12 protein-coding genes are annotated in these 13,933 nt (G+C 70.2%); 1 reads left to right on the top strand and 11 read right to left on the bottom strand.

Annotation, left to right across the window (positions count from 1 at the left end):
• Positions 1–14 precede the first annotated feature (14 nt).
• The 7 genes from OIE74_RS26555 to OIE74_RS26525 form a co-directional block, all read right to left on the bottom strand.
• The gene (locus tag OIE74_RS26555) at positions 15–707 is read right to left on the bottom strand and encodes a response regulator transcription factor (protein ID WP_329392451.1); all 693 of its coding nucleotides are present in this window, start codon (positions 705–707) and stop codon (positions 15–17) included.
• 2 nt (positions 708–709) lie between these two features.
• Entirely contained in the window at positions 710–2,053 is a 1,344-nt protein-coding gene (locus tag OIE74_RS26550; RefSeq protein WP_329387891.1) for a sensor histidine kinase, read from the bottom strand.
• A gap of 76 nt (positions 2,054–2,129) precedes the next feature.
• Positions 2,130–4,274, bottom strand: a complete 2,145-nt coding sequence (locus OIE74_RS26545) for an MMPL family transporter (protein WP_329387889.1) — start codon at positions 4,272–4,274, stop codon at positions 2,130–2,132.
• A 159-nt stretch (positions 4,275–4,433) separates the two neighbouring features.
• Entirely contained in the window at positions 4,434–5,129 is a 696-nt protein-coding gene (locus OIE74_RS26540) for a tellurite resistance TerB family protein (protein WP_329387885.1), read from the bottom strand.
• 154 nt (positions 5,130–5,283) lie between these two features.
• Positions 5,284–7,089 carry a 2-isopropylmalate synthase gene (leuA, locus tag OIE74_RS26535; protein WP_329387883.1) on the bottom strand — a complete coding sequence of 602 codons (1,806 nt, stop codon included), beginning with the start codon at positions 7,087–7,089 and terminating at the stop codon, positions 5,284–5,286.
• Positions 7,090–7,388: 299 nt separating this feature from the next.
• Complete coding sequence (gene era / locus OIE74_RS26530; protein WP_329387880.1) at positions 7,389–8,363, bottom strand: GTPase Era; 975 nt, start codon at positions 8,361–8,363, stop codon at positions 7,389–7,391.
• A 60-nt stretch (positions 8,364–8,423) separates the two neighbouring features.
• Positions 8,424–8,780: a cytidine deaminase gene (locus OIE74_RS26525; protein WP_329387876.1), complete on the bottom strand. Its 357-nt coding sequence runs from the start codon at positions 8,778–8,780 to the stop codon at positions 8,424–8,426.
• Positions 8,781–9,104: 324 nt separating this feature from the next.
• Between OIE74_RS26525 and OIE74_RS26520 the strand changes: the two genes are divergently transcribed.
• Entirely contained in the window at positions 9,105–10,511 is a 1,407-nt protein-coding gene (locus OIE74_RS26520) for a polysaccharide pyruvyl transferase family protein (RefSeq protein ID WP_329387874.1), read from the top strand.
• A 34-nt stretch (positions 10,512–10,545) separates the two neighbouring features.
• Here the strand turns inward: OIE74_RS26520 and OIE74_RS26515 are convergent, their stop codons facing one another.
• The 4 genes from OIE74_RS26515 to OIE74_RS26500 are packed head-to-tail and all read right to left on the bottom strand — an operon-like array spanning position 10,546 to position 13,783.
• A complete protein-coding gene (locus OIE74_RS26515; RefSeq protein WP_329387872.1) occupies positions 10,546–10,935 on the bottom strand; it encodes an MmcQ/YjbR family DNA-binding protein in 390 nt (129 codons plus the stop codon).
• Entirely contained in the window at positions 10,932–12,218 is a 1,287-nt protein-coding gene (locus OIE74_RS26510) for a hemolysin family protein (RefSeq protein ID WP_329387871.1), read from the bottom strand. Before OIE74_RS26510 ends, OIE74_RS26515 begins: the two co-directional genes overlap by 4 nt.
• The gene (gene ybeY, locus OIE74_RS26505; RefSeq protein ID WP_329387869.1) at positions 12,215–12,712 is read right to left on the bottom strand and encodes an rRNA maturation RNase YbeY; all 498 of its coding nucleotides are present in this window, start codon (positions 12,710–12,712) and stop codon (positions 12,215–12,217) included. The genes OIE74_RS26510 and ybeY overlap by 4 nt, the downstream gene beginning before the upstream one ends.
• Before the next feature lie 42 nt (positions 12,713–12,754).
• Positions 12,755–13,783, bottom strand: a complete 1,029-nt coding sequence (locus tag OIE74_RS26500; protein WP_329387867.1) for a PhoH family protein — start codon at positions 13,781–13,783, stop codon at positions 12,755–12,757.
• Between the last annotated feature and the right edge of the window lie 150 nt (positions 13,784–13,933).

Raw genomic sequence — 13,933 nt, 5'->3', positions numbered from 1 at the left:
CCGTCGGGATGCCGTCAGCCGTCGGCGGTGGGTGTCCGGTCGTCCCGGGGCGTCACCAGGCCCGACTCGTAGGCGATGATCACCAGTTGCGCCCGGTCCCGGGCCCGGAGCTTGCCCATGATGCGGCTCACATGCGTCTTGGCGGTCAGCGGGCTGAGGCCGAGCGACTCCGCGATCTCCGTGTTGGTGAGGCCGCGTGCGACGAGCGCGAGCACCTGCCGCTCACGGGCCGACAGACAGTCGGGGCCGCCGGCGCTCAGCATCTCCGGCACCCGGCTGCGGGCGCTGAGCACGCGGGCGATCAGGCGCGCCGTCGGGCCCGGGGAGAGCAGGGAGTCGCCGGCCGCCACCGTCCTGATGGCGGCGAGGAGTTCGGCCGGTCTGATGTCCTTCACGAGGAAGCCGGACGCGCCCGCCCGCAGCGCCTCCACGACGTGCTCGTCGGTGTCGTACGTGGTGAGGACCAGCACCTTGACACCGGCGAGGTCGTCGTCGGACGCGATCAGCCGGGTCGCCTCGATGCCGTCGGTGTCGGGCATCCGGATGTCCATGACGACGAGGTCGGCGCGCGCGGAGCGGGCCAGTTCGACGGCTTCCCTGCCGGTGCCGGCCTGGCCCACGACCGCCATGTCCGGCGCGGACTCGACGAGCATCGCGAAGGAGGCCCGCACGAGGCGCTGGTCGTCGGCGAGCAGTACACGGATCATGCTCACGCGAGCGACTCCCGTCGCCCGGCGGGCAGGTCCGAGTGCGCCGGACCGCCCGTGCCCTCGGCCGGGGCGTTCTCCGCGGCGTCCTCTGCGGCGTCCTCGCCCCGGCCCCGCAGCGGCAGCAGCGCGGAGACCCGGAACCCGCCGTCGTACGACCCCGCTTCGAGCGTGCCCCCGACGCTGCGGGCCCGCTCGCGCATGCCGACGATGCCGTAGCCGGGGTCGGCGGGCGCCCCCTTGCCGCCGGGAGTGCCCCCGTTGTCGGTCACGGTGACGTGCAGGGCCCCGTCGCACGTCTCGACCCGGACGCGTACCCGTGGGGCGGGGCCCGCGTGCCGTACCGCGTTGGTGAGCGATTCCTGCACGATCCGGTAGGCCGCCGCCCCGGCCACCGGTGGCACCCGTACGCCGTCCACCCGCACCGTGAGCTCCGTCTCCGCACCCGCGGTCCGCGCGGACTCCACGAGGCCGGACAGCGCCGCCAGATCGGGCAGGGCGCCTCCCCAGGTGCCCTCCTCCTCGCCCTTGCCGCCCGCGCGCAGCACCTCCAGCGTCGTGCGCAGTTCGGAGCGCGCGTCACGGCAGGTGTCGGAGATGCCGTCGAGCGCCTGGGCGATGGCGGCCCGGTCCAGCCGGCCGGGGTCGACGGACAGGACGTGCGAGGCCACCGACGTCTGGACACCGATGAGCGTGATGCTGTGGGCCAGCAGATCGTGCAGGTCCCTGGCGATCCGCAGGCGCTCCTCGGCGACACGGCGGGCGGCCTCCTCCTCCCGGGTCCGCTCAGCGCGTTCGGCGCGTTCCACGACCGCCGCGATGTACTTGCGGTAGACGCGTACGTCCATGCCGATGACGACGACCGCGATGATCCAGCCCGACGTCCGGAGCATCTTCAGGCCCAGGTCGACATCGACGGCGAACATCACGGTGAGCGTGAGACAGACCATGCCGACACCGATCAGCGCGGCACGCAGCGGCGGGGTGGTGACGGAGACGGTGTAGAGGGCGACCAGCATGGCCGGTGTGGTGGCCGCGTGCGAGTAGTCCATCGCGTGGTACGGGGCGACGACGGCCACCATCACCAGCAGGACGGCCACCGGGTGGCGCCGTCGCCATGCCAGGGCAGCGGAGACGAAGGCGAGGATCGCCCAGCCGAGGGCGTCAAGGGCCAGGCCGTCGTCGGGCACGACGGAGGCGAGCACGGCGCCCAGCGCACCGACGACCGCGCTGACCACCACGTCGGTGCGCATCCGGTGCGGTGCGTCGAGCGAGTCGCGGTTGAGCACGGCGAAGACGCGTTCGGTGCGCCGTCCTCTGGCGGGGGTGTCTGACACGGGGTTCATCCTCTCTCGTCGCGCTCCGGTGCGGTACGGCCCCCCAGGAGCCGTACCGCACCGGTCACTTCACGGCCGCCGCCGCTCAGGCGCCGGTGCCGACCGGCTCCCGCTCGCGGTCCGCCCGTTCCCCGTCGGACGGCGGCGCGGCCGGCGGTTTGGAGAGCGCCCCCGGCCACCAGACCTTGCGACCGAGCAGCACGCTCGCGCTCGTCACCAGATACGTGCGCACCAGGAAGGTGTCCAGCAGGACGCCCACGGCGACGAGGATGCCCATCTCCGCGAGTTGCACCAGTGGCAGGGAGGCCAGGACCGCGAACGTCGCGGCGAGCACGACGCCTGCCGAGGCGATCACACCGCCCGTGCTGCGCAGCGCGCTCAGCGCGGCCTGCTCGGGCTCGGCCCCCTTCAGCGCCTCCTCGCGCATCCGGTGCATCAGGAAGATGCCGTAGTCGACGCCGAGGGCGACGAGGAAGACGAACGAGAGCAGCGGAAGCCCCGGATCGGTCCCGCCGAAGCCCAGCAGCGGCTCGAAGACCAGCCCGCCGATGCCCATGGCCGCGCCCCAGACGACCACGACGGCGACCACCAGCATCAGAGGGGCCACGAGGCTGCGCAGCAGGGCGACGAGGATCAGCAGGACGGCGACGATGACGAGCGGGATGACATACAGCCGGTCGCTCGCGCTGGTGTCGGCGAGGTCGAGCTGCTGCGCGCTGGGGCCGCCGACGTAGGTCCCGTCGTCGAGGGTGGACCGCAGCCGTTCGATGGTGGCGGTCTCGCCGGCCGACTCGGGCGCGTCCTTCGCGAAGACGGCGATCTCGGTCCAGCCTCCGCCGCTGCGGCCCCGTTCGGCGTCGGCGACGCCCGGCACCGTACGGGCTCTCTCCAGCGCCGCGTCGGCCCGGCCGGCCGGCGCCATGACGCTGATGGGCTGGGCGCTCTGCTCCGGGTACGCCTCGGTCAGACGCTGCATGGCGGTGACGGACTCGGGCCGGTCGATGAAGCTGTCGTCCTGCTTCAGGGTGCCGGGCAGGTTCAGGATGCCGACGGCGAGGGCGCCGAGCAGCACGAGTCCGCTGCCCAGCACGGCGACCGGCCTGCGGGACGCCGACGTGCCCATGGCCGCGAAGAAGGAGCGGCGCTGTTTGACCTCGCTGCCGTAAACGGGGATCAGCGGCCAGAAGACGCGGCGGCCGAGCAGCACCAGGACGGCGGGCAGCAGCGTGAGCATCGCGACGAGCGCGCACACGACGCCGATGGCGGCGATCGGTCCCATGCCGCTGCTGCTGTTGAGGTCGGCGACCAGGAGACAGAGGAGACCGGCCGCCACGGTGCCGGACGAGGCGACGACGGCGGGGCCGCAGTTGCGCAGCGCGATGCGCATCGCGTCGTACGGGTGGGGTACGCGGCGCAGTTCCTCGCGGTAGCGGGAGACGAGCAGCAGCGCGTAGTCGGTGCCCGCGCCGAACACGAGCACGGTCATGATCGCCGCGCTCTGGCTGGTGACGGTGATGTCGAAGCCCTGCACCAGGCCGTAGACGACGGCCCGCGAGCTGATCGCGGCGACGCCCACGACGAGCAGGGGCACGATCCACAGGAACGGGCTGCGGTAGGTGAGGATCAGCAGGAACGCGACCACCAGCACGGTCGCGATCATCAGGGTGCCGTCGATGGACTCGAAGACGGACTCCATGTCGATCTGGAGCGCACCGGCTCCGCCGACCTCGATGTCGAGTCCGTCGCTTCCGCTGCCGCCGCCGCCCGCGCCGCTCCCGCCGGTGCCGGTCGTGGCGACGGCCCGTACCTCATCGACGAAGGCCTTCCGCGCCTCCTCCTTGTCCGCGCCCGGCTGCGCCGGAGCGGCGCTCGCGATCGGGTACATCAGCGTCGTGCCGTCCTCGGACGGGATGCCCTTGGGCGGTGCGGTGAGCTCGTGTCCGGAGGCGACCCGGGCCAACTGCTCGTCGGCGACCGCCCGGTCGGCGGCGGTGAGCCCGCCGTCGCGGTGGTAGACGACGATCAGATCGGTCGTCTCCCCGCCGGGCAGCTCCTGCCGGACCTTCTCCACATGGGTGGAGTCGGCGCTCGCCGGGAGGTAGTCGACGGCCTCGTCGCGCTGCACGCCGGAAAGTTTCCCGGCGAACATGGCGGCCACCGCGATCACGATCACCCACAGCCCGACCACCGCCCAGGGCAGCAGACGTCTGCGTTTGTTCTCGGCCCCCATCGCGGGCCCCCTTCTGCACAGCCGGTCAGAGTCTGGTCTCAGCCTCGGGCCGGGAAGGGGCGGATTCGTCGCGCGTGAGGGCGAGATGGGGGTTACTGCCGGGGGTGACGGGTGCCCGCCGCTACTCCCCGGGGAGTACCGCCCGGGAAGCAGGCGGCCTCAGGGGGAGGGCGTACGGGCCGATTCGAGCAGCCGGGCCGTGTCGTCCGCGCACAGCTGGAGCGCCCCGCCGACGGTGGAGAGCACGTCGCGCTCCGCCGCGCTGTACGGCCCGTCCGCGAGGGCGATCCGGGCGGCCTGGAGCAGGATCGACTCCCGGCCGGCGGCGGCGAGGTGCGGGGCCAGCGGCTCCAGCGCCTCGTGCAGCTCGATGGCGAGCGCCGCACCGCAGGGGCCCGGGTCGAGCAGGAAGCGCCCGGTGTCGGCGGCCAGCGCGTCCACCAGGTCCGTGAGCTGCTCCTCGGTGCAGTCCTCGATCCCGGCGGCCCTGACCGTGCCGACGGCGGTCTCCCGGACCGTACGGGAGGAGGTGCCGCCCGCGGCGAGGACGGCGAGCGCCACCGTGTGCACCGCGTCGCGGAGCATCGCCGAGAAACGGACGGTGGTGGGGTGGTCGAGGATGTCGGTGCCGAAGTGGCCGTGGCAGGCGGCGCATTCGATCACCGGGCCGGCGGAGCCGCGCGGCACCAGCGGCACACCGAGGACGGCGAAGCGGCGACGGCCGGTGCGTCGGCGGTAGTTGCGGTCGCCCCCGCAGTCGGGGCAGAAGAACTCCCCGTCCCCGATGGTGTTCCAGGCGGTCGTGACGCCGCAGACGCGCAGTCTCCTGCCGTTCGGTCCCTGGCCTGGCAGCACGTCGCGCACCTCCGTAACGCTTCGGCAACTTTGCCGCATTGACGTGATGTTAACCACAGCAACGATGCGGCGTCATTACCTCGGCGTCAGGTCGCCACGACATGGCCGAACCCCGCCCACCGCGATCGGTGGACGGGGCCCGTGAACGCTCAGGTCAGCGCGGTGCGCGATTGACCGCGGAGACGACTGCCTTCAGCGAGGCGCGCGTGGTGTTGGCGTCAATGCCGATACCCCACAGCACCTTTCCGTCGATGGCACACTCGATGTACGAGGCGGCCTGCGCGCTCGCGCCCTCGCTCATGGTGTGCTCCGAGTAGTCCAGCAGCCGGGCGTCGACCCCGACGGCGGCCAGCGCGGAGAAGAAGGCCGAAATCGGTCCGTTGCCGGTGCCGGTCAGCGCGGTCTCCACGCCGTCCACGACCGCCTCGACGGTGAGGGTGTCCGTGCCGTCCTTCTCGGTCGTGGTCTGGCCGGAACGCAGCTGGATCCGGCCCCAACGGGCCCCGGGCTCCTCCGCGTTGGGCAGGTACTCGTCCTGGAAGATCGACCAGATCGCGCCAGGGGTGACCTCGCCGCCCTCGCTGTCGGTCTTCGCCTGGATGATCCGCGAGAACTCGATCTGCATCCGGCGCGGCAGGTCCAGCTTGTGGTCGTTCTTCAGGACGTACGCGATGCCGCCCTTGCCGGACTGCGAGTTGACCCGGATGACCGCCTCGTACGAGCGGCCCACGTCCTTGGGGTCGATCGGCAGATACGGCACGGCCCATTCGATGTCGTCGACCGTCTTTCCCTGGGCGGCGGCGTCGGCCTCCATGGCGTCGAAGCCCTTCTTGATGGCGTCCTGGTGGGAGCCGGAGAAGGCGGTGTAGACGAGGTCGCCCGCGTAGGGGTGGCGCGGGTGGATCTCCATCTGGTTGCAGTACTCGCTGGTGCGGCGGATCTCGTCGATCTGCGAGAAGTCGATCTGCGGGTCGATGCCCTGGGAGAACAGGTTCATGCCCAGGGTCACCAGGTCGACGTTGCCGGTGCGCTCACCCTGGCCGAACAGACAGCCCTCGATCCGGTCCGCCCCGGCCATGAGCGCCAGCTCGGCGGCGGCGACGGCCGTGCCTCGGTCGTTGTGCGGGTGGACGGAGAGGCACACGTACTCGCGGCGGGACAGGTTCCGCGACATCCACTCGAAGCGGTCGGCGTGCGTGGAGGGCGTGGACCGCTCGACGGTGGCCGGCAGATTGAGAATGATCTCGCGGCCCTCCTCGGGCTGCCAGATGTCCATGACGCCCTCGCAGACCTCCAGGGCGAAGTCCAGCTCGGTGTCGGTGAAGATCTCCGGGCTGTACTGGTAGCCGAATACGGTCTCCGGGCCCAGGATCTTCTCGGCGTACTCGGAGACCAGCCGCGTACCGTCGACGGCGATCTGCCTGACCTGCTCGCGGGTGCCCCGGAAGACGACGCGGCGGAAGGTGGGGGCGGTGGCGTTGTAGAGGTGGACGGTGGCGCGGTGGGCGCCGACCAGCGACTGCACCGTGCGCTCGATCAGCTCTTCCCTGGCCTGCGTCAGGACGGAGATGGTCACGTCCTCGGGGACGGCGCCCTCTTCGATGATCGACCGTACGAAGGCGAAGTCGGTCTCGCCGGAGGACGGGAAGCCGACCTCGATCTCCTTGTAGCCCATGCGTACCAGCAGGTCGAACATCTCGCGCTTGCGCGCGGGCGACATGGGGTCGATCAGGGCCTGGTTGCCGTCGCGCAGGTCGGTGGAGAGCCAGCGGGGCGCCTGGGTGACGCGGTTGTCGGGCCAGGTGCGGTCGGGGATGTCCACGGCCTCGTAGCGGCCGTACTTGTGGATCGGCATCCCGGACGGGCGCTGGGTGTGCGTGGCGTTGGTGAGGGGGGTGGGACGGCCGACGGCCGATCCGGCGGCGGGACCGGTCCCGCGCTCGGAAGTGCGCTCAGACATTGCGTAGGGCTCCTCGTGTGTCCGCTGGGACGGCCGACGGGGCGGGAAAACCGCATCACCAGACTCCGCGGGGAGGGGGTCGGCCTACGACTACAGACCCTCGCCGCGGCAGCTAAGGAGAAGCAGCCCGAAACGCATGATGCTCCGCAGCGTAGCTGAGCCGGGTGGTCCGCGCGGGCCCGTATCAGTATGCGGGATCACCGGGGGTCCGGTCCAAAATCGCCCGAAAGCCCCATTCCGGAGGCTCGCGGGGCCTCTACGCCCTCTGCGGCGGCCAGGTCCTGTCCGGTGGACAGGACCTAGAAGCCCAGCTTGCGCAGCTGCTTCGGGTCGCGCTGCCAGTCCTTGGCGACCTTGACGTGCAGGTCGAGGAAGACCGGCGTGCCCAGCAGCGCCTCGATGTGCTTGCGGGACTTGGTCCCGACCTCCTTGAGGCGCTTGCCCTTGGGGCCGATGATGATCCCCTTCTGGCTCGGCCGCTCGATGTAGACGTTCGCGTGGATGTCCAGCAGCGGCTTGTCGGCCGGCCGGTCCTCGCGCGGCAGCATCTCCTCGACGACGACCGCGATCGAGTGCGGCAGCTCGTCCCGTACGCCTTCGAGCGCGGCCTCGCGGATCAGCTCGGCCACCATGACCATCTCGGGCTCGTCGGTGAGGTCGCCCTCCGGGTAGAGCGGCGGGCTCTGCGGCAGCAGCGGGACCAGCAGGTCGGCGACGAGCTCCACCTGGTCACCGCCGACGGCCGAGACGGGGATGATCTCCGCCCACTCGAAGCCGAGCTCCTTGCCGAGCTGGTCGATCGCGATCAGCTGCTCGGCCAGGACGCGGGAGTCGACCAGGTCGGTCTTGGTGACGAGCGCGACCTTCGGCGTCTTCCTGATCCCGGCGAGCTCCTTGGCGATGAAGCGGTCGCCGGGCCCGAGCTTCTGGTCGGCGGGCACACAGAAACCGATGACGTCGACCTCCGCCCAGGTGGTCCGTACGACATCGTTCAGCCGCTCGCCGAGCAGCGTGCGCGGCTTGTGGAGACCCGGGGTGTCGACCAGGATCAGCTGCGCGTCGGGCCGGTGCACGATGCCGCGCACCGTGTGGCGCGTGGTCTGCGGCCGGCTGGAGGTGATCGCCACCTTCTGGCCGACCAGAGCGTTCGTGAGGGTGGACTTGCCCGCGTTGGGGCGACCGACGAAACAGGCGAAACCGGCCCGGTGGGGGGCTTCGGACGGTTCGGCGGACGTCTCGGGAGACGAAGGGATACGAGCGCTCATGGCGCCCATTCTCCCCGATCGCCCCGCCCCCGCCGACCAGTCGGCCCGGAGGCGGGTCCTCCGGACACCTCAGCCGGCGTCGACGGTCAGCCGGACGGTCCCGTCGGGAGCGGCGAGGAGCACCGGCGTACCGGGCCCGCCGAGATCACGTACGGCGGCCCGGTCCTCGTCCCCGATCCCTGAAGCCTCCGTGACGACCGCGGCGGCCTCCAGAGAGGTGGCCCCGCTCGCGACGGCCATGGCGACGGCGGTGCGCAGCGCGCTGAGCTTGAGGGAGTCCAGATCGACGCTCCCTGCGACATAGGTCCGCCCGGTCTCGTCCCGTACGGCGGCCCCTTCGGGCACCCCGTTCCGCGCGCGGGCGCTGCGGGCCAACGTAATGATCTTGCGATCCTCGGGATCGATGCCGGTGCTCTGCGTCGTCATACGCCGAGCATAGAGAGCGGGTCCGGCCGGGCGGGCAGAAGGGATCCCCCTCCGGATCGCCATGTGGAGCACCGCTCGGCACACAGAGCGCAGCGCACGCCTGACGGAGCGTGAACCGGCGCGTTCGGGGCATGATGTGGGAGCTGTAGATCACATGAACGGCGTCCCAACAAAGCATGAATTAGGCATGTCTTCTAGCTTTTGATCTCGGGTATCGTCCCGTTACATGCGGCCAGTTCAGTTGACCAGTAGCGGTGCCGCCGGGGGGAGAGCGCGCGCTTTGCCGGGCTCCCGAGCAGGTAGTCCGAGCAGAGGAAGAAGGTCATGAAGCGCATACTCATACGCTCCGGTAAGAGCCCGTTCCACGTAGCCAGTCAGCAGGAGTTCCTCCAGAAGGACCTGATCGGGACGAACTCCGGGAATCTGCTCTTCAGCGACGCCGCGCACAAGATCCTGCTCACCGAGCGGACCGAGATCACGTCCAACGGGCTCAGCACCGTCCCGACGCCGGAGCGGGCGCGGCAGATCAATGAGCAGTACGACGTCTTCGTCGTGCCGCTCGCCAACGCCTTCAGGCCCTCCTTCAAGGGCGCGCTGGACAAACTCACCGCCCTCATCGAGCAGTTGATCATCCCCGTCGTCGTCGTGGGCGTCGGCGCCCAGGCGTCCGAGGACTACGACACCACCCGGCTCACGCCCATCGAGTCCTCGGTGAAGAGGTTCGTCAAGGCCGTCCTGGAGAGATCCGCCTCCATCGGGGTGCGCGGTGAGCTGACCGCCTCCTACCTGGACCGGCTCGGCTTCAAGCAGCACGTCGAGGTCATCGGGTGCCCGTCGATGTTCCTGCACGGCGACACCTTCCCGACTCCGCGGGACCCGGGCGTGATCGACGCCCACTCCCGGATAGCGATCAACATATCCCCCGGCGCGACAACCGTCGGCGACCTGGAGGGCATGGCCCGCCACGCGCTGAGCCGCTTCCCGCATCTGAGGTACTACGCGCAGAACCTCGCCGACGCCGAGATCCTCTTCTGGGGCGACACCTCCGCCGTCACCGGCCCCAAGACCCGCTTCCCCCGGCGGCTGACCCACCCCCTCTTCGAGGAGGACCGGGTCAGGGTCCCGCTGGATCCCCGCACATGGATGGATGAACTGGCGACGTACGACTTCGTCTACGGCACCCGTATCCACGGCAACATCGCCCCGCTGCTCGCCGGCACCCCCAGCGTCGTCCTCGTGCACGACTCCCGGACCCTGGAACTCTGCCGCTACTTCGGCATCCCGCACCGGATGCTCAGCGCCACCCCCGCCGACGTCCACCCGCGGGACCTGTACGAACAGGCCGACTACAGCGAGATGCTGAACGGCCACAAGGAACGCTTCGACCGCTTCGTCACCTTCCTCGACAAGAACGGTCTGGAGAACACGTTCACGCACGGCGACGGCGGCGCCGCCTTCGATCTGCGGCTCGGCGCGCTCGACCTGCCGCCCTCACTCGGCGTCTGGGACGGCAGCGACGACGGGGCGCTGCGCTACCGCTTCAGCCGGCTGCACGAGCGCCACAACGTCACCGACCGCCGTATCGAGGTGCTCACCAAGAAGAACAACGAGCTCCAGAAGAAGCTCGGCGCCATGGAGCGGCGGCTCGCCGATCTGGAGAACGGCTCGCCGCTGCGGATCGGTCCGGCCGTCCGGCGTCAGGTACGCCGCCGGCTGCGGCCGGGCAACTGACCCGCGCGCGACGCCCGTTACGCCGTCACGCCTGTTACGGCCGGTCCAGCCGAAGACGCTCCGCCTTCGGCAGACCGGCCACCACCAGGTCGTAACTGTCCTCGATCAGCTCGCGCACCATCCGCGCGGGCAGCCCGGGGACCGTGACCGTGTTCCAGTGCCGCTTGTTGAGGTGCCATCCGGGGACGATCTCCGGATGGGCCGCCCGCAGCCGGATCGCCTCGTCCGGATCGCACTTGAGCGAGACCTTCAACGGCTCGGCGTCCAGGGCCGTGAGCGCGAACACCTTCCCCACCACCTTGAAGACCGATGTCTCCGGGTTGAAGGGGAACTCCTCCGTCACCGCGTTGAACTCCAGGCAGAACGACCTCAGTTCGTCCCGGAGTCCGTCCCGCGACAGCGAGCCGCCCCCGGAGGAGCTCATCGCGACGCCGCCTTGTCCGCCGGCTCCGCGAGCACCGTCACGATCTTGTTCCGCCGGCCCGCCGGGGACTCCGCCGTCAGCCGCAGCGTACGGCCGTCCGGCAGCTCGACCAGCGCGCTGGCACCGGCGATCGGCACCCGGCCGAGCGCCTTCGCGAGCAGACCGCCGACCGTCTCCACGTCCTCGTCGTCGAACTCGTCGAGCCCGTACAGCTCCCCGAGATCGCCGATGTCCAGCCGGGCCGTGACGCGGTAGGAGTCGGTGCCGGTCTCCTCGACCGGCGGCAGCTCACGGTCGTACTCGTCCGTGATCTCGCCGACGATCTCCTCCAGGATGTCCTCGATCGTCACGATGCCGGCCGTGCCGCCGTACTCGTCGATGACGACGGCGACATGGTTGCGCTCCTGCTGCATCTCGCGCAGCAGATCGCCCGCGTTCTTCGTGTCCGGCACGAACGCCGCCGCGCGCATCGCCGTGGAGACGAGATCGGCCTCGGAGTCGCGGTTGATGTGCGTCTTCCTGACGAGGTCCTTGAGATAGACGATGCCGACGATGTCGTCCTCGTTCTCCCCCGTGACCGGGATCCGGGAGAAGCCGGAGCGCAGCGCCAGCGTCAGCGCCTGGCGGATCGTCTTGTAGCGCTCGATGCAGACCAGGTCCGTACGCGGCACCATCACCTCCCGCACCAGCGTGTCCCCCAGCTCGAAGACCGAGTGCACCATCCGGCGCTCCTCGTCCTCGATCAGCGACTCCTGCTCGGCGAGGTCCACCATCGCGCGCAGCTCCGCCTCGCTCGCGAACGGTCCCTTGCGGAAGCCTTTGCCGGGCGTGAGCGCGTTGCCGAGGAGGATCAGCAGCTGCGGGATCGGCCCCATGACCCTGGCCAGCGGCAGCAGTACGTACGCGGCGACCGTCGCGGTGTTCAGCGGGTGCTGGCGGCCGATGGTGCGCGGCGAGACGCCCACCGCGACGTACGACACGAGGACCATCACGCCGATCGCCACGAGCAGCGCGGCCCAGGTCTCCTCGAACTCCTCCAGGCTGACGTACGTGACCAGCACCCCGGCCGCCATCTCGCACGCGACGCGCACCAGCAGCGCCACGTTCAGATACCGCGTCGGGTCGGCCGCGATCTGCGCCAGCCGGTCGGCGCCGCGCCGCCCGGAGCGCTCCGCCTCGGCGGCCCGGAAGCTGGAGACACGGGCGAGCCCCGCCTCCGCGCACGCCGCCAGCCAGGCGACGACGACCAGCGCGACCGCCCCGATGATCAGTTGCGTGATCACGAGACGGTCGGTGCGGGAGAGGGACCGGTCAGGCCCTGCTCGGCCCGCCAGCCGTCCACGATGGCCGCCTGGAGACCGAACATCTCGGCTTTCTCGTCGGGCTCCTCGTGGTCGTACCCGAGGAGGTGCAGCACTCCGTGGACGGTGAGGAGCTGGAGCTCCTCGTCCATGGAGTGCCGCGTCGGCGCTTCCTCGCCCTGGGTCTTCGCGACCTCCGGGCAGAGCACGACGTCACCGAGGAGCCCCTGCGGGGGCTCCTCGTCGTCCTTCACCGGCGGACGCAGCTCGTCCATCGGGAAGGACATGACATCGGTCGGACCCGGGAGGTCCATCCACTGCATGTGCAGCTGCTCCATGGCGGCGGAATCCACCACGATCACCGAGAGCTCGGAGAGGGGATGGATACGCATCCGGGTCAGCGTGTAGCGGGCGGCCCCGAGGATCGCCTGCTCGTCGACCTCGGTCCCTGACTCGTTGTTGACGTCGATCGACATGGTGCGGTGTGACTCTCCCGGGTAGTGCCGCGAGGCGCCGGCTCAGCTGTGCTGTTCGTTGCCGTTGCGGCTGTCGTACTGCTCGTAGGCGTCGACGATACGGCCGACGAGCTTGTGCCGGACGACGTCGTCGGAGGTGAGACGGGAGAAGTGCACGTCATCGACATCGTGAAGGATGTCCTGGACCTGGCGCAGCCCGCTCTTCGTACCGCCGGGAAGGTCGACCTGGGTGACATCGCCCGTGATGACGATCTTCGAGTCGAAGCCGAGCCTCGTCAGGAACATCTTCATCTGCTGCGAGCTGGTGTTCTGCGCCTCGTCGAGGATGATGAACGCGTCGTTGAGCGTCCGGCCTCGCATGTACGCCAGGGGCGCGACCTCGATCGTGCCCGCGGCCATCAGCCGCGGGATCGAGTCGGGGTCGAGCATGTCGTGCAGCGCGTCGTAGAGCGGGCGCAGATACGGGTCGATCTTCTCGTACAGCGTGCCGGGCAGGAAGCCGAGCCGCTCCCCCGCCTCCACCGCGGGCCTGGTCAGGATGATCCTGGTGACCTGCTTGGACTGGAGGGCCTGGACGGCCTTGGCCATGGCGAGATAGGTCTTGCCGGTGCCCGCCGGGCCGATGCCGAAGACGATCGTGTGCTTGTCGATCGCGTCCACATAGCGCTTCTGGTTGAGCGTCTTGGGGCGGATCGTGCGGCCACGGCTGGAGACGATGTTCTGAGTGAGAACTTCGGCGGGGGTCTCGGGTCCGTCCGCGCCGCCGTTCTCGCTCGCCCTGAGCATGGCGATCGAGCGTTCCACTGCGTCCTCCGTCATCGGCTGACCGGTGCGGAGCACCAGCATCATCTCGTCGAACAGGCTCTGGATCAGCGCGACCTCGGCCGCGTCGCCCACGGCGCTGATCTGGTTGCCCCGGACATGGATGTCGGCGGCCGGGAACGCCTTCTCGATCACGCGCAACAGCGAGTCACCGGAACCCAGGATCGTCACCATCGGGTGCTTGGCGGGGATGGTGAAGTGGGCTCGCGCCTGACCGGGCGCGGTAGGGGCTGTGGGTGTCTGAGTCATGGGCCGGCACTGTGGCCTGCACATACCTCCCGTTGCAGGGTTCTCGCCGCTCGACAACCTCTGGGTACCAGCGTACGACTCCCCACTGACAAGGCCGAAGGGCTTTTACAGGGGGCTTTTGACGCGGGGCTCCGCGCGGGGGGCCGATGC

It is taken from the genome of Streptomyces sp. NBC_01716 (assembly GCF_036248275.1).
Classification (GTDB): Bacteria; Actinomycetota; Actinomycetes; order Streptomycetales; family Streptomycetaceae; genus Streptomyces.
The sequence above is the reverse complement of the archived record's forward strand: the minus strand, read 5'-3'. Positions and strand labels throughout refer to the sequence as shown.